Annotated in this window: 17 protein-coding genes; 11 read left to right on the plus strand and 6 right to left on the minus strand. The window is 57.2% G+C overall.

What is annotated here, in order from left to right; translation table 11 throughout:
• Positions 1-10: 10 nt before the first annotated feature.
• The 5 genes from trmD to IEX96_RS08250 all read right to left on the minus strand — a co-directional run bounded on the left by trmD (position 11) and on the right by IEX96_RS08250 (position 4,311).
• Positions 11-718 (minus strand): tRNA (guanosine(37)-N1)-methyltransferase TrmD, encoded by a 708-nt coding sequence (trmD, locus tag IEX96_RS08230; RefSeq protein ID WP_150005726.1) that lies wholly within the window; start codon positions 716-718, stop codon positions 11-13.
• Positions 715-1,332: a ribosome maturation factor RimM gene (gene rimM / locus IEX96_RS08235; protein ID WP_150005725.1), complete on the minus strand. Its 618-nt coding sequence runs from the start codon at positions 1,330-1,332 to the stop codon at positions 715-717. The genes trmD and rimM overlap by 4 nt, the downstream gene beginning before the upstream one ends.
• 38 nt (positions 1,333-1,370) lie before the next feature.
• A complete protein-coding gene (rpsP, locus tag IEX96_RS14295) occupies positions 1,371-1,760 on the minus strand; it encodes a 30S ribosomal protein S16 (protein WP_150001123.1) in 390 nt (129 codons plus the stop codon).
• A 28-nt stretch (positions 1,761-1,788) separates the two neighbouring features.
• Complete coding sequence (ffh, locus tag IEX96_RS08245; protein WP_188873760.1) at positions 1,789-3,276, minus strand: signal recognition particle protein; 1,488 nt, start codon at positions 3,274-3,276, stop codon at positions 1,789-1,791.
• A 255-nt stretch (positions 3,277-3,531) separates the two neighbouring features.
• Complete coding sequence (locus IEX96_RS08250; protein WP_188873761.1) at positions 3,532-4,311, minus strand: thioesterase family protein; 780 nt, start codon at positions 4,309-4,311, stop codon at positions 3,532-3,534.
• A gap of 223 nt (positions 4,312-4,534) precedes the next feature.
• On the opposite strand from IEX96_RS08250, the gene IEX96_RS08255 reads away from it, so the two are divergent.
• The 11 genes from IEX96_RS08255 (at position 4,535) to lpdA (ending at position 19,730) form a co-directional block, all read left to right on the plus strand.
• Positions 4,535-6,022, plus strand: coding sequence for an SLC13 family permease (locus IEX96_RS08255; RefSeq protein WP_229773618.1), 1,488 nt, complete (start codon positions 4,535-4,537; stop codon positions 6,020-6,022).
• Between the two features lie 52 nt (positions 6,023-6,074).
• Positions 6,075-6,938, plus strand: a complete 864-nt coding sequence (dapF, locus tag IEX96_RS08260; RefSeq protein ID WP_150005723.1) for a diaminopimelate epimerase — start codon at positions 6,075-6,077, stop codon at positions 6,936-6,938.
• Entirely contained in the window at positions 6,935-8,269 is a 1,335-nt protein-coding gene (gene mtaB, locus IEX96_RS08265) for a tRNA (N(6)-L-threonylcarbamoyladenosine(37)-C(2))-methylthiotransferase MtaB (RefSeq protein WP_150005722.1), read from the plus strand. Before dapF ends, mtaB begins: the two co-directional genes overlap by 4 nt.
• Entirely contained in the window at positions 8,266-9,210 is a 945-nt protein-coding gene (gene ftsY, locus IEX96_RS08270) for a signal recognition particle-docking protein FtsY (RefSeq protein WP_188873762.1), read from the plus strand. The genes mtaB and ftsY overlap by 4 nt, the downstream gene beginning before the upstream one ends.
• Positions 9,207-10,394 carry a cell division protein ZapE gene (gene zapE / locus IEX96_RS08275; protein WP_229773619.1) on the plus strand — a complete coding sequence of 396 codons (1,188 nt, stop codon included), beginning with the start codon at positions 9,207-9,209 and terminating at the stop codon, positions 10,392-10,394. Before ftsY ends, zapE begins: the two co-directional genes overlap by 4 nt.
• A 243-nt stretch (positions 10,395-10,637) precedes the next feature.
• Complete coding sequence (gene mdh / locus IEX96_RS08280) at positions 10,638-11,603, plus strand: malate dehydrogenase (RefSeq protein ID WP_150005720.1); 966 nt, start codon at positions 10,638-10,640, stop codon at positions 11,601-11,603.
• 50 nt (positions 11,604-11,653) lie between these two features.
• Positions 11,654-12,823: an ADP-forming succinate--CoA ligase subunit beta gene (gene sucC / locus IEX96_RS08285; RefSeq protein ID WP_188873763.1), complete on the plus strand. Its 1,170-nt coding sequence runs from the start codon at positions 11,654-11,656 to the stop codon at positions 12,821-12,823.
• Positions 12,824-12,827: 4 nt separating this feature from the next.
• A complete protein-coding gene (sucD, locus tag IEX96_RS08290; RefSeq protein ID WP_150005719.1) occupies positions 12,828-13,703 on the plus strand; it encodes a succinate--CoA ligase subunit alpha in 876 nt (291 codons plus the stop codon).
• Positions 13,704-13,729: 26 nt separating this feature from the next.
• The gene (locus IEX96_RS08295) at positions 13,730-16,639 is read left to right on the plus strand and encodes a 2-oxoglutarate dehydrogenase E1 component (RefSeq protein WP_188873764.1); all 2,910 of its coding nucleotides are present in this window, start codon (positions 13,730-13,732) and stop codon (positions 16,637-16,639) included.
• Between the two features lie 72 nt (positions 16,640-16,711).
• Complete coding sequence (gene odhB / locus IEX96_RS08300) at positions 16,712-18,271, plus strand: 2-oxoglutarate dehydrogenase complex dihydrolipoyllysine-residue succinyltransferase (RefSeq protein ID WP_150005718.1); 1,560 nt, start codon at positions 16,712-16,714, stop codon at positions 18,269-18,271.
• Between the two features lie 49 nt (positions 18,272-18,320).
• Positions 18,321-19,730 (plus strand): dihydrolipoyl dehydrogenase, encoded by a 1,410-nt coding sequence (lpdA, locus tag IEX96_RS08305; protein WP_150005717.1) that lies wholly within the window; start codon positions 18,321-18,323, stop codon positions 19,728-19,730.
• Positions 19,731-19,766: 36 nt separating this feature from the next.
• Here the strand turns inward: lpdA and IEX96_RS08310 are convergent, their stop codons facing one another.
• On the minus strand, positions 19,767-21,227 hold the full coding sequence (locus IEX96_RS08310) for a HAMP domain-containing sensor histidine kinase (RefSeq protein ID WP_188873765.1): 1,461 nt from the start codon (positions 21,225-21,227) through the stop codon (positions 19,767-19,769).
• Between the last annotated feature and the right edge of the window lie 35 nt (positions 21,228-21,262).

Genomic DNA, 21,262 nt, shown 5'->3' on the forward strand with positions numbered 1-21,262 from the left:
ACATGACCTTTCATGTTTTATGACGTCGCTCATAGGTCGACCAGAGGTCTGGCCGACATAAGCGGGTCACTTCTTCCGCTTTTTTGTGTCGCCACTCGGCAATCTTCCCGTGATGCCCGGAATTGAGCACCGCCGGTATCTCTCGTCCCTCCCAGATTTGTGGGCGGGTATAGTGCGGGTACTCTAATAGTCCCCGCTCGAAACTTTCTTCTTCGGCGCTTTGGTGCTTGCCCATCACGCCCGGCAAAAGCCGTATCACCGCATCCAGCATGGCGATCGCCGCCACTTCTCCTCCAGAGAGGATGAAGTCGCCAAGGCTGACTTCCTGAACGGCGCGAGCCTCAAGAACCCGCTGGTCGATTCCTTCGAACCGGCCACATAGCATCGTCACGCCGCCACAAGAAACCCATTCCCGCGCCATTGCCTGATCGAATCGGCGCCCGCGCGGGCTGAGATAAACAAGTGGCCAAGTCTCTTCCGCCTTGGCGCGTGCTGCATCAATTGCAGCCCCCACCACATCAGGCCGAAGCACCATACCGGGACCGCCGCCCGCAGGCGTATCGTCAACGGTGCGGTGTTTATCACGCGCAAAATTGCGAATGTCCAGTATTTCTGTTGCCCAGATGCCGTCTTCGAGCGCTTTTCCTGCCAAACTGCCCCCCAAAGGCCCGGGAAACATGTCAGGATAAAGGGTCAGGATCTGTGCGGTCCAACTCATGGCGCAGACGAATCTGCATCAGATGCTTCGGATATGTCCGATTTTGAATCGTTTTGTAAATCCAGCCACAGGGCCAGATCCACGGTTATTTGGCGGCCCGCCAGATCCACGTCAGGGACGAATCGGCGCTCAAAGGGCAAAAGAACGGACTTCCCCAATCCCGGTGCCGGGGCATCAAGGGTCAGTTCCAACAGATCACCGCTGCCGAAATCATGGGCCGTGCGCACCACGCCCAAAGGCGCCCCTGTGGGGGAGAGCACGGAAAGCCCGGCCAAATCGGCAAGGAAATAGCTGTCTTCCTCTTGGTCCGCATCCGAAAGGGCTGCAGCTTCAAGGGCTTCGCGGGTCGTATAAAGCTTTTTCCCCGACAGGGCCTGTGCCTGATCGCGGTTATCAACGCCATCAAGCCGCGCCGCCCAGCCCCCTTTGATGGGGCCGGTAAGGCGCAGCGTGATGGGTGTGTCGCTGTGTTCCAGATAAAGGGGGCTATAGTGGGCGATTGCTTCGGGGGTCTGTGTGAACAGCTTCAGCCGTACCGCACCGCGCACGCCATGCGCCCCCGCCAAAGCGGCGATGCACACACGATTGCGGTCTTGCGGGCCCAAAGCGCTCATGCCCTGTCGCTCCCTTTGTGCCTAGCCTAGACCTAGACTTAGGCTTCGGCGGCTTCAGCAGCAGGCTCGGCGGCCGCTGCGGCGGCATCTTCCGCTTGCTTGGCCCGCTCTTCAGCGCGTTCCTGGGCTTTCTTGCCGGGCTTTGCTTTATTGGGGTTGTTGCGCGGGCCTTTCTTTTCCACAAGGCCGGCAGCTTCCAAGAAGCGGGCAACGCGATCGGTGGGTTTTGCGCCATGGCCCAGCCAATGCTTGATCCGGTCTTCCACCAAGGTGACGCGGTTTTCGCTGTCTTTGGGGAGAAGGGGATTATAGGTGCCCAGCTTTTCAATGAAGCGACCATCGCGGGGATTGCGGGTGTCGGTCACAACGATGCGGTAATAAGGACGTTTTTTCGCGCCACCACGGGCCAAACGAATTGCAAGTGCCATAACAGTGATCCTTTCTCGATCGGGTTCGTTATTTTTTCTTTTTCATCAACGCTTCAAGCTCGGGCGGCAGGCCACCACCTTGTGGGCCGCCACCAAGGCCGCCCATCAGATCGCCCATGGAGCCGGGCAAACCAGCCGCCCCGCCCATGCCACCCATGCCGGGGAGAGAAGGCATGCCGCGCATGCCGCCCTTCTTTCCCATTTTCGACATTTTCTTCATCATGCCGGACATCTGCTGGTGCATTTTCAGGAGTTTGTTCACGTCCTGAATGCTGACACCGGCGCCAGCGGCAATGCGCCGCTTGCGTGAGGCATTGAGAACGCGCACATCGCGGCGTTCCTTCGGTGTCATGGCGCAGATGATGGCTTCTTGCCGGCCCAACAGCTTGTCATCAAGCTGCGAGGCGCCTTTGGCCAGCTTGCCAATGCCCGGCAGCATGGACATCAGGCCCTTCATGCCGCCCATCTTTTTCATTTGGCGAAGCTGGCTGCGCAAATCGTCCAGATCGAATTGGCCCTTGCGCATTTTCGCGGCCATACGCTCGGCATCTTCGGCCTCGATGGTTTCCGCGGCTTTTTCCACCAGCGACACCACATCGCCCATGCCCAGAATACGTCCGGCAATGCGTGTGGCGTGAAACGGTTCGATGGCATCGGGCTTTTCGCCCGTACCGATAAGACGAATGGGCTTGCCGGTGACGGCACGCATGGACAAAGCCGCACCACCGCGCCCGTCGCCATCCATACGGGAAAGCACAACGCCGGTGATGCCCACCTGATCGTCGAAGGCCTTGGCCACCGTGACCGCATCTTGTCCGGTGAGCGCATCTGCGACCAAAAGGGTTTCCACGGGCTGTACACGGTCCCGCACGGCGACCACTTCGGCCATGAGCGCGGCATCCACATGCATGCGGCCAGCGGTATCCAGCATCACCACATCAAAGCCCTGAAGGCGTGCCGCATCCATGGCGCGTTTGGCGATATCCGTTGCCATTTGCCCCTTGATGATGGGCAGGGTCTTGACGCCGATCTGCTCGCCCAGCACCTGCAATTGTTCTTGCGCGGCGGGGCGGCGGGTATCCAGAGAGGCCATCAAAACGCGCTTGCGGTCTTTTTCCGTCAAACGCTTGGCGATTTTTGCGGTGGAGGTGGTTTTTCCCGAACCTTGCAGACCCACCATCAACACGGCGACCGGCGGAACACCGATGAGCGACAGGGTTTCCGAACTGGCTGGCGGCTCTTGATCGGCGCTGCCGCCAAGCATGGCGATCAGTTCATCATGAACGATCTTGATCACCTGCTGGCCGGGCGTCACCGATTTCAAGACATTATGGCCAACGGCTTTATCGGAAACCTGCTTGATGAAATCCTTGACCACCGGCAGGGCCACATCGGCTTCCAAAAGGGCAACGCGCACTTCGCGCATCGCGGCCGAAACATCCGATTCGGATAACGCGCCGCGTTTTTTGAGCTTGTCGAAAACGCCGGAAAGGCGATCGCTTAATGACTCAAACATGTGCTTTTCAATTCGTTTCCGGAAAAACCGGGGTGATCCTGTTCCAGCCAAAAGGCCTGACAATAACCAATGGCACCAGTGGGCGAATCCTCGCTGACTGGTGGAGACCCTTGGCTATCCAAGGGCCCAGCGGTTAAGCCGGGTTTTAAAGCTGTTGCCCGCACATCATTGCGAAGCGGCGAGATATGTACTGCCGCAGCCATTGCTTGTCAATGGAAAGCGGATCAGCGGGCGGCAGGCCGGAGGCTGGTGGGATCAATCGAATACGGCAATGCTTTGTGTCGCTGAAATCATGGCGGTGCCATCGCGGGACCAGACCATCATGGGCTGGCTGGAATAGCCCGCCTCGATCGCTTCCGCCGTGGATTGCACAAGCCACCAGCCATCGCGGGTTTCGATGCGCTGTTGGAGCATATTGACCTGCCATGTCATGGTGCTGACCGGAACCATTTTACCTTTGGCAATAATGATGGCGGGGGGCAGGCTGTCGGCCAGTGCCAAAAGCCCTTCCACGCTTTGATGGGCTTTTATGTCCCGGTGGCGGACCCAAAACAGGACGGAGGCTTTTTCTTTGCCAGGCGGTATGGCAAGGCGCATATCGAAATGTTTGATGAAATTGGGCGCACCGGGAAGCGGCGGAATATCCAGAAGAGTTTCAGGGTCGGGCACATCGGGCATGGCTGGCGGATCAAGGGTCAGGCTAGAGCCACGCGCAGCCCCGAAGCAAAAGGTCGCGCGGGTGGCAAGGCCCTTTTCCCCCACCAGATCCACCGACAAGAAATGAACGGAGCGGCCTTGGCGTAATGGCGTTACCTTTATGGCCAGATCGCCGGATGCGGGGCCAATGAAGGCTATTTGCGCAGACCGCAAAGGGGGATTGGTGCCGTCAAGGCTTTGCCGCACCGCTTCGTAGCTGAGGGCTGTGGATAAGCCGCCATAAAGCGTGCGGCCCTGTAGCCAGTCTTCAAACACCGTGGCGCGATACCCGCTTTCCGTTTTTTCAAGACCAGACAGGAGAGACGAAAAACTGGGCATGGCGAGGGCTTTCTTGTTTTTGGTGACGGGCGGTAAGGGGAGGCTGGCTTCGCATGGTCTTGCCGGTCTTGCCATATAAATCAGGAAGGGGGCGCAGGTGAAGCCCGAAAGGGGGAGGGTTTATGTCTCTCTTTTTGCCCCCTTGCGCAGGCATCATGTGCTGTCTAGCCTTCCTTTAAAGGGGCAAGCCCATAAGCGCGCCATCATAAGAAATGGGGAAAAGGTGAGCGAAAACCAGATCGCGTCCGTCTTGCAGCCGCAAAAGCGCGCGCTTTATCAAAATATCGGCCTTGTTCTTGGCCCTGTGCTTGCTGTCTTGATTTTTGTTTTGCCGCCGCCTGCGGGTTTGTCCGACGATGCGTGGATCGTTGTGGCCTTGGCGGTGTGGATGGCCAGCTGGTGGGCTGTCGAGGCGATTCCTGTGCCGGCCACATCCTTGTTGCCGCTGATTGTACTGCCGCTTGCCGGGGTGACGAGCGCCGCCGACGCCTCGCGTCCCTTTGCCGAACCGGTCATTTTTCTGCTTTTGGGCGGTTTTGTGATGGCCATGGCCATGCAGCGCTGGGGCTTGCACAAGCGCATTGCCCTTCATATCGTGGCGCGATCCGGCGACCGTCCGGGGGCGTTGATCCTGGGCTTCATGGTGGCGACGGCGCTGTTGTCCATGTGGGTGTCCAACACCGCCACGTGCCTGATGATGCTGCCCATTGCCTTGATGGTGACCAAAACGGTTCTTGGGGATAAGGCAGGCCGCCATCCTTTTGGTCTGGCGCTTGTTTTGGGCATTGCCTGGTCGGCCAGCATTGGCGGGCTTGGCACGATTATCGGCACGCCACCCAATGCCTTTGTGGTGGGCTTCGTGCGCGAAACCCAAGGGGTGGAAATCGCCTTTATCCAATGGATGGCCTTTGGCGTGCCCGTGGTGGCGGTGATGATCCCCACCGCATGGTTTGTGCTGACCCGCCTGAGCTTTCGTTTTGCCGCAGATGATGTGCATGGAGGGCACGCGGTGGTAACGGACGCATTGGTGGATATGGGCCGGATGAGCACAGCGGAAAAGCGTGTGGCTTTGGTGTTTGCCATGGCGGGCGGGGCCTGGGCTTTGCGCTTGTTGCTGAATGATCTTCCGGGCCTTGCCTATTTGTCGGATATGAATATCGCCATTGCCGGCGCGTTGGCCATGTTCTTGGTGCCTGCGGGCAAAGGACAAAAAGACGGCGCATATCCCCAAGCGGCTTTGCTGGATTGGGATCAGGCGGCGCGGTTGCCTTGGGGGGTGTTGCTTTTATTCGGAGGCGGGCTGAGCTTGGCGGCGGCCATTCGCACCACCGGTCTGGCCCAATGGATGGGCAATGGTTTGGCCCCCCTGACGGATTTTCCGTTGATTTTTCTGATCGGGGCCATTGTGTTGCTGATCATTTTCCTGACAGAACTGACCAGCAACACGGCCACCGTGGCGGCTTTGGTGCCGATTTTGGGGTCGATCGCCGATGTGAGCGGTTTTGCGCCGATCCTGCTGGCGGCCCCTGCGGCCATGGCAGGGTCCAGCGCTTTCATGTTGCCGGTGGCCACGGCCCCCAATGCCATTGTCTATGCCAGCGGGCAGATCCGTATTCCCGATATGGTGAAGGCGGGTTTTCGGCTCAATCTGTTGGGGACGCTGGTGATCACCGTCTTGTGTTGGTGGATTGTGCCCGCCTTGTTTGGCTGATGCTGTTCTGGTGCTGGACTCGGAAGCATCTGCGCCCATATAAGGCGACACCATGACCAATGCTTCGCCACTTGGCCGCCCGTTTATAAAAATGCACGGGTTGGGCAATGATTTTATCGTGTTCGATGCCCGGGAAATTCCGCTGGCTTTGACCGATGATGTCGTGCGCGCGCTTTCTGACCGGCAAACCGGCATCGGCTGCGATCAGTTGATTGTCTTGCACCCTGATAAAAAGCCGGATGCGGGTGGGCCTGCCGATCTGTTCATGGAAATTCGCAATGCCGATGGCAGCACCGTGGCTGCTTGCGGCAATGCCACACGCTGCGTGGCGCGGTTGATCTTGGAAGAAACGGGCCGTGACCGGGCATTGATCCGCACGTGCGCCGGGTTGTTGGCCGCCGACCGCGATGCCTTTGGTATCAGGGTGGATATGGGCCGCCCCGGCTTTCATTGGCAGGACCTGCCTTTGAGCCACGAGATGGATACACTGATGCTGGACCTTCATGAAGGGGGGCTGTCGCAACCCACAGCGCTTTCGATGGGCAATCCGCATCTTTTATTCTTTCTTGAAGGCGGGCTGGATGTGGATGTGCGGGCCATCGGTTCGACTTTGGAGCATCATCCGTGGTTCCCTGAAGCGGTGAATGTGTCCTTTGTGCGGGTGCTTGCCCCCGATCATTTGAGCGTTGCCACCTGGGAGCGCGGCGCCGGCTTGACGCGGGCTTGCGGCACCGGCGCTTGTGCCAGCCTTGTGGGGGCGCACCGGCGTGGCTATGCGGGCCGTGCGGCACAGATTGATATGTCTGGCGGTACCTTGCATATTCTTTGGGATGATGCGGATCATGTGCTGATGTCGGGCGATGCGGACATCGCATTTCATGGCCGTGTGGCTTTGCCCTTGGGATATGGCGCATGACAGATCGTTCCACACCCGAAATAATTACCTTTGGCTGCCGTCTCAACGCCTATGAATCGCAAGTCATGCGTGACAATGCGGTGGCGGCCGGTTTGGAAAACACCATCATCGTCAATAGCTGTGCGGTGACGGCAGAAGCCATGCGTCAGGCCCGGCAAGCAATCCGCCGCGCCCGTCGCGCCCGCCCCGATGCCAAGCTGATCGTTACCGGCTGCGGAGCGCAGGTGGACCCCGCCATGTTTTCCGAAATGGCGGAAGTGGATCATGTGATCGGCAATGCGGAAAAGATGCAGGCGAAAAGCTTTGCGGATCTGGCCATTGGCGGTGCCGAAAAAGTGCAGGTGAACGATATTTTTTCGGTCACCGAAACGGCGGGGCATCTGATTGAAGGCTTCGAAGACAAGGCGCGGGCTTTTGTCCAGATCCAGAATGGCTGCAATCACCGATGCACCTTTTGTATCATTCCTTATGGCCGGGGCAATTCGCGCTCCGTTCCGGCGGGCGAAGTGGTGGAGCAGATCCGCCGTCTTGCGGGGAATGGCTATGGCGAGGTGGTGCTTTCCGGCGTTGATATCACAAGCTGGGGCGCGGATCTGCCCGGCAGCCCCACCTTGGGGCGGCTGGTGCAGCAAATCCTTACCCATGTGCCGGAGCTGCCGCGTCTGCGCATTTCTTCCATCGATTCCATCGAGGTGGATGGGCCATTGTTTGACGCCATCGTGTCGGAACGGCGTTTGATGCCGCATTTGCATCTAAGCTTGCAGGCGGGGGACAATATGATCCTGAAGCGCATGAAGCGCCGCCACAGCCGAGACGATGCCATTGCCTTTTGCCGCGATGTGCAGGCCAGACGGCCCGATATGGTGTTCGGGGCCGATATCATTGCGGGCTTTCCCACGGAAACCGAAGCCATGTTCCAAAAATCGCTGGATCTGGTGGAGGACTGCGACCTTACATGGCTGCATGTATTTCCTTATTCCGAACGGGAGGGCACCCCTGCGGCGCGTATGCCGCAAGTGGACGGGGCTGTGCGCAAAGAACGGGCCGCCCGCCTGCGGGCCGCAGGAGAGCGCAAAGTGGAGGCGCTTTTGGCCGGTCTTGTGGGCAAGCGCCTTCAGGTGCTGATCGAGAAAAACGGCGCTGCCGGGGCTTTGGGCCATTCCGAGCAGTTTGCTCCGGTGCGGGTGGCGGGCGATTTTGCACCCGGAACCTTGTTGGATGTACAGATAGAAGCCCATAAAGACGGTCTGTTGCACGCTGTTGCGTTACAAACCGGTCGGGCAAAGCAAGAAGAAAAAGGCGACCATATGGAAAGAGCACTGCGCCCATGACGGAACAGAAGAAATCCTGGTTTCGGCGGCTGACAGAGGGGCTGAAACGCTCCACCGGCGCCTTGTCTGGCGGCATTGGTGATATTTTCACCAAAAGGCGGCTGGATGATGCGGCACTGGAAGAACTGGAAGACCTGCTGATTACGTCGGATCTTGGGGTGTCGGTGGCATCGAAACTGACCCAATTCTTGGCGCGGGAGCGTTTTGGCAAGGAAATCTCTGCCGAAGATGTGCGCGGTGTTTTGGCGGGTTATCTCACGGAGATTTTGGCGCCCGTGGCCAAACCTTTGGCGATCGATCCGGCTCATTGCCCCCATGTGATCTTGATGGCGGGGGTGAATGGCGCGGGCAAAACCACCACCATCGGCAAGCTGGCGCAGCAATTTCGTGACCAGGGCAAATCGGTGATGTTGGCGGCGGGCGATACATTTCGCGCGGCGGCGGTGGAGCAGTTGCAGGTGTGGGGCGAGCGCACCGGCTGCCCCGTGGTGACAACCAGACTGGGCGGTGATGCGGCGGGGCTGGCGTTCGAGGCCATGACCCGCGCCAAGGCCGAAAATGTGGATGTGTTGATGATCGACACCGCCGGACGGCTGCAAAACCGCACGGAACTGATGGAAGAACTGGCGAAAATCGTGCGGGTGATCCGCAAGCAGGATGAAACCGCCCCCCATGATGCACTGATCGTGCTGGATGCCAGCACTGGCCAGAATGCCATCAATCAGGTGAAGGTGTTTTCCGAGGTGGCGCAGCTGACAGGCATTGTCATGACCAAGCTGGATGGCTCGGCCAGAGGCGGTGTTCTGGTGGCGGCGGCGGAACAATTCGGCCTGCCCATCCATGCGGTGGGCGTGGGAGAAGGGGTGGAGGATTTGCGGCCCTTTGATGCCGAAATTTTCGCCCGTACCCTTGTAGGGCTTGAGGTGGAAGACGCCGCGTGAATGATTTGAGCTGGATTCCTCGGCCAGACGATGGCCCCATTGCTGCCTATAATGCGTTGGTAAAGGCGGGGGATTTGCGCCCTGATCCGGTGCAGGCGGATGTGGTGGCGCATCTGGAAACGCTGCAAAAGGCACTGTTCGACCATCATTGTGCCGGTGATCGTGGGCAGGGGCTGTTTTCCCGGCTGTTCAAAAAAACCTCTCGGCCGCCAAACGGGCTTTATCTGTGGGGCGGTGTGGGGCGCGGCAAATCCATGCTGATGGATCTGTTTTTCGCCACCGCCCCCATTCAGCATAAGCGTCGGGTGCATTTTCACGAATTCATGCTGGATGTGCATGCGCGTCTCAATGAATGGCGCGGCCTTAGCCCCATGGAGCGCAAACAGCGCGGCGGAGATGCCCGGTCTGATGATCCCATCCCGCCGGTGGCGGCAAGCCTTGCACGGGAAGCCTGCTTGCTGTGCTTTGATGAATTTCACGTCACCGATGTGGCGGATGCGATGATCTTGGGGCGGCTGTTTACAGAATTTCTGGCACATGGACTGGTGATCGTCGCCACATCCAATCGCCCCCCCGACGATCTTTATAAAGATGGTTTGAATCGCCAGCTTTTCCTGCCCTTTATCGACTTGCTGAAAAGCCGTTTCGATATCATCGGGCTGAATGGTCCCACTGATTACCGGCTGGAACGTATGCGCGGCATGGATACATGGCTGGTGCCGGTGAATGCGGAAACGACTGAGGCCTTGAGCCGCGATTTTTTTCGCCTCACCGACCGCGATGTGGACAATGAGCGTGATGTGCCTTCTGATAAAATCGAAGCACAAGGTCGCGAGATCTTCGTGCCCAAAGCCTGCAAGGGGGTGGCGGTTTTCTCGTTCAAGCGGCTGTGTGCCAACCCTTTGGGGGCGGCGGATTATCTGGCCATCGCCCATCGTTATCATACGGTGATTGTGGTGGCTGTGCCGCAAATGGGGCCGGCCCAGCGCAATGAAGCCAAGCGGTTCACCACCTTGGTGGATGTGCTTTATGAGCAGAATGTGAAGCTGTTGGCTTCGGCCCAGGCCCAACCGCAAGATCTTTATAAAAATGGCTCTGAGTCGTTTGAATTCGAGCGTACAGTGTCGCGCTTGCTGGAAATGCAATCACAAGATTATCTGAAGCGTGGTCACGGGGTCCGATAAAGTGGTCTGATGGTCTGGTGAGGCCACGGTCTTGTGCTATATACACAAACTGCACACGGGGTGCTCGCGCAATTGCGACTTTGGCAACCGTTGCGCCTCTTGTGCCGCACTGGAATTCGCGCTACGTACCCGGCTTGAAGGCGCTTTTCCGTTTCAAGGGGGCGCGGCCCAAAATGTCCGTCGCTCTCTTCTCATCCAGCCGACCGCGCGCGGCGGTCGCATGACGCATGGAGCAGGCATCCTATGGCAAAAGCCAAAATCGCATTGATCGGCGGCGGCAATATTGGCGGCACGTTGGCTCATCTCGCAGCGCTGAAGGAATTCGGCGATATCGTAATTTTTGACATTGTCGAGGGCTTGCCCCAAGGCAAAGCGCTTGATCTTGCGCAATCGGGGCCGGTTGAAGGCTTTGATGGCGATTTCAAGGGCACGCAGGATTACAAAGACATCGAAGGCGCCGATGTGGTGATCGTGACAGCCGGCGTTCCCAGAAAGCCGGGCATGAGCCGTGATGATCTTTTAGGCATCAATCTCAAGGTCATGAAAGCGGTGGGCGAAGGCATCAAAACTTATGCGCCCAATGCTTTTGTGATCTGCATCACCAATCCTTTGGATGTGATGGTGTGGGCCTTGCGCGAAATCACCGGCCTGTCGCACAATAAGGTTGTGGGTATGGCGGGCGTTCTCGACAGTTCGCGCTTCCGCTTGTTCCTTGCCAATGAATTCAAGGTGTCCGTTGAAGATGTGACCGCCTTCGTTCTGGGCGGGCATGGCGATACCATGGTTCCCCTGACACGCTATTCCACCGTGGCCGGTATTCCGGTGCCTGATCTTATTGAAATGGGGTGGACCACACAGGAAAATATCGACGGCATTGTGCAACGCACCCGGGACGGCGGCGCAGAAATCGTTAAATTGCTGAAAACCGGGTCGGCTTTTTATGCCCCCGCCACCAGCGCCATCGAAATGGCCGATGCCTATCTGAAAGATAAGAAACGCGTTCTGCCCGCAGCAGCCCATCTGACGGGCCAATATGGTGTCAATGACATGTATGTGGGTGTGCCGGTGGTCATCGGTGCCGGTGGTGTCGAACGCATTGTCGAAGTGTCCTTGACCAAAGATGAAAAGGCCATGTTCCAGACTTCTGTGGACGCGGTGAGCGGTCTTGTAGACGCGGTGAAAAAAATCGACCAGAGCATTGGCGCCTGATCACCCTTTCTGGTGGTGGACCGATGTGATCCTGACAAGGAAGCGACTGAATGAATATTCATGAATATCAGGCGAAAAGCCTGCTCAAAAAATACGGTGCGGCCGTGCTTGGCGGGGGCGTTGCTTATACCCCGGCCGAAGCTGTGGACGCTGCAAAAGCGCTGGGTGGCCCTGTGTGGGTTGTGAAAGCGCAGATCCACGCGGGCGGTCGCGGTAAAGGCGGCGGCGTGAAGGTGGTGAAGTCCATCCAGGAAGTGGAAGATTGCGCCCGCAATATGCTGGGTATGCAGCTTGTGACGCACCAGACCGGCCCCGAAGGCAAAGAGGTGCGCCGCGTTTATATCGAAGATGGCTGCGCCATTGATAAAGAGCTTTATCTGTCGATTCTTGTGGATAGGGCGTCCGGACGTCCGGCGATCATCGCCTCCACCGAAGGCGGGATGGATATCGAGGAAGTGGCGGCCAAAACGCCGGAAAAAATCCATACCATCACCATCGACCCGGCCACGGGCCTGATGCCCCATCATCAGCGGCGCGTGGCTTTCAGCCTTGGGCTTTCCGGTGATGCGTTGAAAAAAACCATGAAGGTGGTGAAGGCGCTTTATGATGCCTTTATCGATCTGGATGCCAGCCTTTTGGAAGTGAACCCGCTTGTTGTCACCAAAGACAATGACGTGGTGGTTCTGGACGCCAAAATGTCCTTCGATGGCAATGCTTTGTTCCGTCATCCCGATGTGCGCGAACTGCGCGACGAATCGGAAGAAGACGAAATGGAACTGCGCGCAGCCAAACACGAGCTGAATTATATCCGCCTGGATGGTTCTATCGGCTGCATGGTGAATGGCGCCGGTCTGGCCATGGCCACCATGGATATCATCAAGCTGAAAGGTGGCGAACCTGCCAATTTCCTTGATGTGGGCGGTGGCGCTACCAAAGAGCGTGTGACCGAAGCCTTCAAGATCATCTTGTCCGATGAAAATGTTGAAGCCATTCTTGTGAACATCTTTGGCGGCATCATGCGGTGCGACATCATCGCCGAGGGCATTATCACGGCAGCCCGGGAAGTGAACCTGACCGTTCCTTTGGTTGTGCGTTTGGCCGGAACCAATGTGGAACTGGGCAAGCAGATGCTGAGTGAATCCGGTTTGGCGATTACCGCTGCCGACGATCTGAATGACGCCGCCGTGAAAGCGGTCGCCGCTGTAAAAGGGGAGGCATAAGCCAATGGCTGTCCTCGTTGATAAAAATACCAAGGTTATTTGTCAGGGCTTCACAGGAAGTCAGGGCACGTTCCATTCGGAACAGGCTATTGCTTATGGCACCCAGATGGTTGGCGGTGTGACGCCGGGCAAAGGCGGCACCAAGCATTTGGACCTGCCGGTGTTCGATACGGTATATGATGCCCGCGAAAAAACCGGGGCCAATGCCAGCGCCATTTATGTGCCGCCGCCTTTTGCTGCCGATGCCATTTTGGAAGCCATCGATGCAGGTATCGAATTGATCGTTACCATCACCGAAGGGATTCCGGTGCTGGATATGGTGCGGGTGAAGCGTGCCTTGTCCAATTCCTCTTCGCGTCTCGTGGGGCCGAACTGCCCCGGCGTCATCACGCCGGATGCTTGCAAGATCGGCATCATGCCCGGCCATATTCATCGCCGTGGTTCGGTGGGGATCGTGTCGCGGTCCGGGACGCTAACCTATGAAGCCGTGGCGCAAACCACCGCTGCCGGTCTGGGGCAATCCACCTGCGTCGGCATTGGCGGCGATCCGGTGAATGGCACCAATTTCATCGACGTGCTGGACCTGTTCTTGGCCGATGATGAAACCCAATCCATTATCATGATTGGTGAAATCGGTGGATCTGCGGAAGAAGAAGCGGCAGAGTTTCTGGCGCAATCCAAGGTGAAAAAGCCGGTTGTCGGGTTCGTTGCCGGACGCACAGCACCTCCGGGCCGTACTATGGGCCATGCGGGTGCGATCGTTTCTGGTGGCAAAGGCGGTGCCGAGGATAAGATCGCGGCGATGAAGGAAGCGGGCATTGTCGTTGCTGACAGCCCGGCCTCGCTGGGAACCACTCTTGTTGACGTGTTAAAGGGCTGAATGCCTTCTTATAGGGAGACTCATTGATGGGTCGAGATATTGAACTGCCGGATATGTTGTCTGGTGCCAGTTCCGCATTCGTCGAGTCACTCTATGATCGCTATACTGCCGATCCCCAATCGGTGGATGAAAGCTGGCGTGGTTATTTCGACCGCCTTGAAAAAGGCGCGTCGAAAGCCGCCCAGAAGCCCTCTTGGGCGCGTTCGGACTGGCCCAAATATGGTGCCGATGATCTGACGATGGCGCTTAATCCGGGGGCGGCGACAGTGGAGGCGCCAGCCAAGGCGAAAGCTGCGGCGCCTGCAGCGGATATGGATGTGCGGTCCGCCACCCTTGATTCCATCCGCGCGTTGATGATGATCCGGGCCTATCGTGTGCGCGGACATCTTCTGGCAAAGCTTGATCCTTTAGGGCTGGAAGATCGCCCCCGCCATGCAGAGCTTGCGCCGCAAACTTATGGTTTCGGTGAAGAGGACATGGACCGCCCGATCTTTATCGATCATGTGCTGGGTCTTGAAATGGCCACAGTGCGCGAGATCATCGAGATTGTGGAGCGCACCTATTGCCACCATGTTGGTGTCGAGTTCATGCACATCAATGAACCCGAAGAAAAAGCATGGATCCAAAATCGCATTGAAGGCCGCGATAAGGAAATCCAGTTCAGCCGCTTGGGTAAGCGCGCTATTTTGCGCAAGCTGATCGAGGCGGAAAATTTCGAGAAATTCCTCGGCAAAAAATATACCGGCACCAAACGCTTTGGCCTCGATGGGGCGGAAGCCATGGTGCCCGCCCTTGAAGGGGTGATCAAAACCGGCGGCCAGAACGGGGTGAAGGAAATCATCCTCGGGATGCCGCATCGCGGGCGCCTGAATGTGCTTGCGACTGTGATGCAAAAGCCATTCCGTCAGATTTTCCATGAATTCCACGGTGGTGCGGCGCACCCTGAAGAGGTGGAAGGCTCCGGTGATGTGAAATATCATCTGGGCACCTCGTCGGATCGGGATTTCGATGGCAATGAAGTGCATTTGTCACTGTCCCCCAATCCGTCGCATCTGGAAGCGGTGGACCCGGTGGTGCTGGGCAAGGCACGTGCCAAACAGACCCAGCGTATGGATGCGGAGCGGGGCGAAGTTCTGTCGCTCTTGTTGCATGGCGATGCGGCTTTTGCCGGCCAAGGGCTGGTGGCGGAATGTCTGATGCTGTCGGGCCTGCGCGGTTATCGCACTGGCGGCACGGTGCATTTCATTGTCAATAACCAGATCGGCTTCACCACCTCGCCGTCCTATTCGCGTTCGTCGCCTTATCCTTCCGATGTGGCGAAGATGGTGCAATCGCCGATTTTCCATGTGAATGGCGATGATCCGGAAGCTGTGGTGTTTGCCTGTAAGGTGGCAACGGAATTCCGTCAGGCTTTCAAAAAAGATGTGGTGGTGGATATGTTCTGCTATCGCCGCTTTGGCCATAATGAAGCCGATGAACCGGCCTTCACCCAGCCTTTGATGTATGCAGCGATCAAGAAGCACACCTCTGTCACGCAGGTTTATGCCAAGCGCCTGGAAGCTGAAGGTGTTGTGACCGCCGATGAAGTGGCAGCGTGGATCGATGAATTCCATACCATGCTGGAAGAAGAATTCGAGGCCGGGAAAAACCATAAGCCGAACAAGGCCGATTGGCTGGAAGGGCGCTGGACCGGGTTTTCGCAGCCGGAAGCCACCAATCAGGCCCGCCGCGCTGAAACGGGTGTGGATGTGGCCACCTTGCGCGAAGTGGGTTCTGTGCTGACAACGATACCCGATAGTTTCAACCCTCATCGCACCTTGCGGCGTATTTTGGATGCCAAAGACCAGATGATAGAGCAGGGCACCGGGCTGGATTGGGCCACGGGTGAAGCGCTGGCTTATGGGACATTGCTGTCCGAAGGCTATCATGTGCGTCTGTCGGGGCAGGATTCCGGACGCGGCACGTTCTCGCAACGTCATGCGGTGTGGGTCGATCAAAAAACCGAAGAACGCTATATCCCGCTGGATATGGTGAAAAAAGGCGCCCATTTTGAAGTGCTGGACAGCCCGTTGTCTGAAGCGGGTGTGCTTGGCTTTGAATATGGCTATAGCCTTGCCGAGCCTATGGCTCTGGTTCTGTGGGAAGCGCAATTCGGTGATTTTGCCAATGGCGCCCAGGTGATCATCGATCAGTTTATCGCTTCGGGTGAAGCCAAATGGCTGCGGATGTCGGGCCTCGTGATGCTGCTGCCCCATGGCTATGAGGGCCAGGGGCCGGAGCATAGCTCGGCGCGGTTGGAGCGGTATCTGCAGCTTTGTGCCGAAGACAATATGCAGGTGGCAAACTGCACTACGCCTGCCAGCTATTTCCATATTCTGCGCCGACAGATGCACCGGAAATTCCGCAAGCCCTTGATTATCATGACGCCCAAATCATTGCTGCGTCATAAACGGGCCACCTCCAGCCTTGCGGATATGGGGCCGGGGTCGCAGTTCCATCGGGTGTTGCGCGATGATGCGGAAACAAAGCCCGGCACGACATTGGCGCTGAATTCCGATAAGGACATCAAGCGGGTGATTCTGTGTTCCGGCAAGGTATATTACGACCTTGTGGACGAACGGGAAGCGCGGGAGCAGACAGACAGCTATATTTTGCGCGTGGAACAGCTTTATCCCTTCCCCCATGAAACGATGGTGGCGGAATTAAAGCGCTTCAAGAACGCCAAAAGCATTGTGTGGTGCCAAGAAGAGCCAAAAAATATGGGGGCTTGGACCTTTATCGAGCCACATCTGGAAGCTGCCATGGCAGAAGCCAATTGCGCCCATGCCCGCCCGCATTATGCTGGACGACGGCCCACAGCGTCTACGGCAACCGGTTTGGCCTCGCGCCATGCCAAAGAACAGGCGACCCTTCTCGATCAGGCGCTCACCTCATAGCGTTTGTTTATATCGTCATCATTTAATTTTGCCGTCTAAGGCGGCCAGGGTAGAGATAAGGAGCACGATCAGATGGCCGAGGAAATTCGCATCCCCAGCCTTGGTGAGTCCGTCACCGAAGCCACCATCGCCAAGTGGCTGAAAGCTGAAGGTGAAGCGGTGAAGGCTGACGAACCTGTCGCTGAACTGGAAACCGATAAAGTCTCCATGGAAGTGAACGCGCCGGTGGCGGGTGTGCTGTCTGAACGGTTGGTGGCGGAAGGCGACACCGTCGAGGTGGGGGCGCTGATCGGCAAGATCGATAAGGATGCCAAAGCGCAATCTTCTGCAGTTCCCGCTCCGAAAGCGGCGGATAGCGCCAAGGATAGCGGCGCCTCTTCTTCTGCCGATAATGCGGAATTGGTGGATGTCGTTGTTCCCGAAGCGGGGGAATCGGTGACAGAAGCCGGGCTTGGCGCATGGATGAAAGCCAAGGGCGACGCCGTTGCTGCGGATGAACCCATTGCCGAACTGGAAACCGATAAAGCGGCGATGGAAGTGAATGCACCGGTGGCCGGTGTGCTTGTCGACGTGTTGGTGGAAGAGGGCGCGACCGTTGCGCCCGGTGATGTGATTGGCCGCATTGCCAAAGGGGCAAAGGCCGGTGCCACCGCCACGGCTCAGGCCGCATCTACCGATACGCCGAAAAAGGCCGATGCTCCGGCAGCGGTATCCACAGCACAGCAAGATACCGCAGCATCCCAGCCCATGGCCCCCGCCGTGCGCAGATTGCTCGCGGATTATAATCTGGACCCGGCCTCCATCAAAGGCACCGGCAAAGATGATCGCCTGACCAAAGCGGATGTGTTGAGCGCCATTGAAAACGGTTCGGCCCGGACCCTGACGGCGCCTGCGGCGGCGGGTGCGGCACCGGCTGCTGTGGCGGCTTCGGCCCCACGGGAAGAGCGTGTTCCCATGACCCGGATGCGTAAGCGCATTGCCGAACGTTTGAAGGATGCCCAGAACACCGCAGCCATGCTCACCACCTTCAATGATGTGGACATGACGGCGGTGATCGAAGCCCGCAAAAAATATAAAGACCTGTTTGAAAAGAAACACGGCATCAAGCTGGGCTTCATGTCGTTCTTCGTGCAGGCCGCGGTCCTGGCCTTGCGTGAAGTGCCGGGGGTCAATGCGCGCATTGATGGCGACGAGATCGTCTATCAGAATTTCTACAATATCGGTGTGGCGGTATCCGCTCCTACCGGGCTTGTGGTGCCGGTGGTGCGCGATGCGGATGCGTTGTCTTTCGCCGATACGGAAAAAGAAATTGTCGCTTACGGCAAGAAAGCCCGCGATGGCAAGCTGTCCATCAATGATCTCACGGGGGGCACCTTTACCATTTCCAATGGCGGTATTTTCGGATCTCTGTTGTCCACACCGATCCTGAATGCGCCACAATCGGCCATTTTGGGGATGCACCGGATCGAAGAACGCCCTGTGGCCATCAAAGGCGAGGTGGTGATCCGGCCGATGATGTATCTGGCGCTGTCCTATGATCATCGCCTGATTGATGGTCGGGAGGCGGTGACCTTCCTGGTGCGGATGAAGGATGCTCTTGAAGATCCCAGCCGTTTGTTGCTGGACCTTTGATTGTAATTCCCGATGCCTTTTGGCCGGACAGTGAAGCGGAGAATGAAAAATGGCTGACGATTTTGATCTTGTGATTTTGGGCGCTGGCCCCGGTGGGTATGTGGCAGCCATTCGCGCCGCCCAATTGGGGCTGAAAACGGCCTGCGTGGAAAAGCGTGGAACCCTTGGCGGCACCTGCCTCAATGTGGGGTGTATTCCCTCAAAAGCCTTGCTGCATGCGTCGGAACTTTATGCGGAAACCAGTTCGGGGCATATGGATCAATGGGGCGTTGGCGTTGGCAAGGTGACCCTTGATCTGGACAAAATGGTGAAAGCCAAAGACGAGTCTGTGTCCGGCCTGACCAAAGGCGTTGAGGGCCTGTTCAAAAAGAACAAGGTGGAATGGGTTAAAGGCACAGGGAAGTTCAAGAACAAGAACACCATCAGTGTTGCCCTGAGCGATGGTGGCACCCGCGAGCTGAAGGCGAAGAATGTGATTATCGCCACAGGGTCTGATGTAGCGGGCTTGCCCAATGTCACCATCGACGGAAAGCGGGTTGTCAGTTCGACCGAAGCCTTGTCGCTTCCCTCTGTGCCCAAGCATCTGGTGGTGATCGGCGGTGGCTATATCGGGCTTGAGCTAGGCTCCGTATGGCGTCGCTTGGGGTCTGAAGTGACGGTGGTTGAATATCTTGACCGCATTTTGCCCGGCATGGATGGGGAGGTTTCGAAAAATTTCGAACGCATTCTCAAAAAGCAGGGCATGACCTTCCGTAAAAGCATGAAAGTAACCGGCGTCGAGGCTTTGAAGAATAAAGCCAAGGTGTCGGTGGAGCCGGCCAAAGGCGGCGATGCCGAGGTGATTGAAGCGGATGTGGTGTTGTTGGCGGTGGGCCGCAAACCGCATACGGACAGCCTTGATCTTCAAAATGCAGGCCTGAAAACCGATGATCGGGGACGGATCGATATCAATGACGATTTCTCGACCGATGTGCCCGGTATTTGGGCCATTGGCGATGTGGTGAAAGGCCCGATGCTGGCCCATAAGGCTGAAGATGAAGGGCTTGCTTGCGCCGAGAATATTGCCGGGCTGACCGGCATGGTGAACCATGATGTGATCCCCGGTGTTGTCTATACGATGCCGGAAGTGGCAAGCGTTGGCAAAACCGAGGAAGAGCTGAAAGCTGCGGGCGTTTCCTATTCTGTGGGGAAATTCCCGTTCATGGCCAATTCCCGCGCCAAAACCAACAAAGATACCGAAGGCTTTGTGAAGATCCTTGCTGATGCGGAAACGGATCGGGTTCTGGGCGTGCATATTATTGGCAGCCTTGCGGGGACCATGATAGCGGAAGCGGCCTTGGCGATGGAATTCGGGGCCAGCTCAGAGGATATTGCGCTGACCTGTCATGCGCATCCCACTCATCCGGAAGCGGTGAAAGAAGCGGCAATGGCCGTGCATGGTCGGGCCATCCATATCTAAAGCCCTGTTTTGAATGTGCTGGCCCATCCCGAAAGATCAGGCGGGTTGGGCCAGTTTCTCTGTTTCACATAAAACGCGGTCTTGGGGAAAGCACAGGCAAGCCGTGGTGCCTTTTCCGGGCACAGAATGCAGCCATGCCTTGCCACCATGCAGGGCCATCAGGCGACGCACCAGCGGAAGACCGGTGCCGGTTCCCGCAGCGGACCGATCCAGATCCTTTTCTATCTGCAAAAAGGGTTCAAACACCAGATCCTGTGCATTTTTGGGAATCCCGATGCCATGATCGGTCAGTTCTATATGATAATGCCCGTTTTCCAGCCGTGCCCGTAAGGTGATCACCGTATCTTCCGGTGAGAATTTGATGGCATTGTCCAAGAGATTGATCAAAATAATACGCAAGGCACGGCGCTCCGCCCATAGGCGGAGCGGCTCATGCTCGATATTGAGCGCCAAGGACAGATTTTTTTGCTCGGCCTTTTCTGATTGGGCCTTGAGGGTTTCCAATGCCAGTTCATGGGGGTCGAGCGCCGCTTCTCGCATTTCATAGCGCCCCGCTTCGATTTTCGAAATATCCAGAAGATTACCAATGAGTTCGAGCAAACTTTTGCCACTGTCTAAAACATAGCCCGCATAGGTACGTAAGGTTGCATGCGGGACAGATTCTTTCGCCGTTTTAATCAGTTCGCTGAAGCCGATGATGGCATTCAAGGGGGTGCGCAGTTCGTGGCTCATGACCGCAAGAAATTGCGATTTGGACCGGCTTGCGGATTCGGCCTCTTCCCGTGCTTCTTTCAGTTCTTGTGCAGATTTGCGGAATTGATCGAGCGTGCGGGCCAAGTCTCCGAACTCGTCTTTGCGGTGCAAGCCCGAAATATGGGCGTTCAAATCACCACCGGCCAATCTGCCGACCCCATTATGTAGCCGGCCCAGATGCCGGGCCACAAACAGCGCTGCCCCGGCGGAATAAAGGGCGGTAACCAATCCTGAAACCCATAGCAAGCTTGTCAGGGCAATTACCAAGCGGCTGTTCAAGCTGTTAACGCTTGTATCGATATTATGGATTTCTTCTGAAAACTCTGCGTTTAATTCAGGGAGTTGTCTGGAAATCTGGGCGAAAGGGGCGCGTCTATCGCCCAAGGCGGCCAGAATTTTATCAGCCGTATGAACGGTTTGTGCACAGCCTTCCCGTAAGGCAGGGTCAGAAAGAAGGCGCAAAGGGGCGCCAGCGGGACGGTCCATGATGAAGGTGCAATCTTCGCCCCATTTTTTAACGGCATGGGCCAATTGTGCCATTTCCACATGGGCGCTCTTGTTCGTTTCCGGTGCAGACAGCATGGCTGTCAGCTTGGTGACATCCCTTAAATGCTGATAGCTCAAGCGATGAAGGATGCCCCCGTCTTTCTGGATATGGGTTGCGGCTATGGCAACAAGCGTAAACGCAAAAATAGCGCCCGCGATGGAGAAGAGGCGAGATCTTACGGAAGAGAGGGAACCCACTGTCTTCTCCAATCTGTACCAAGTGTTACACTTAT

This window comes from Iodidimonas muriae, from assembly GCF_014647255.1.
Taxonomy (GTDB): Bacteria; Pseudomonadota; Alphaproteobacteria; order Sphingomonadales; family Rhodothalassiaceae; genus Iodidimonas; species Iodidimonas muriae.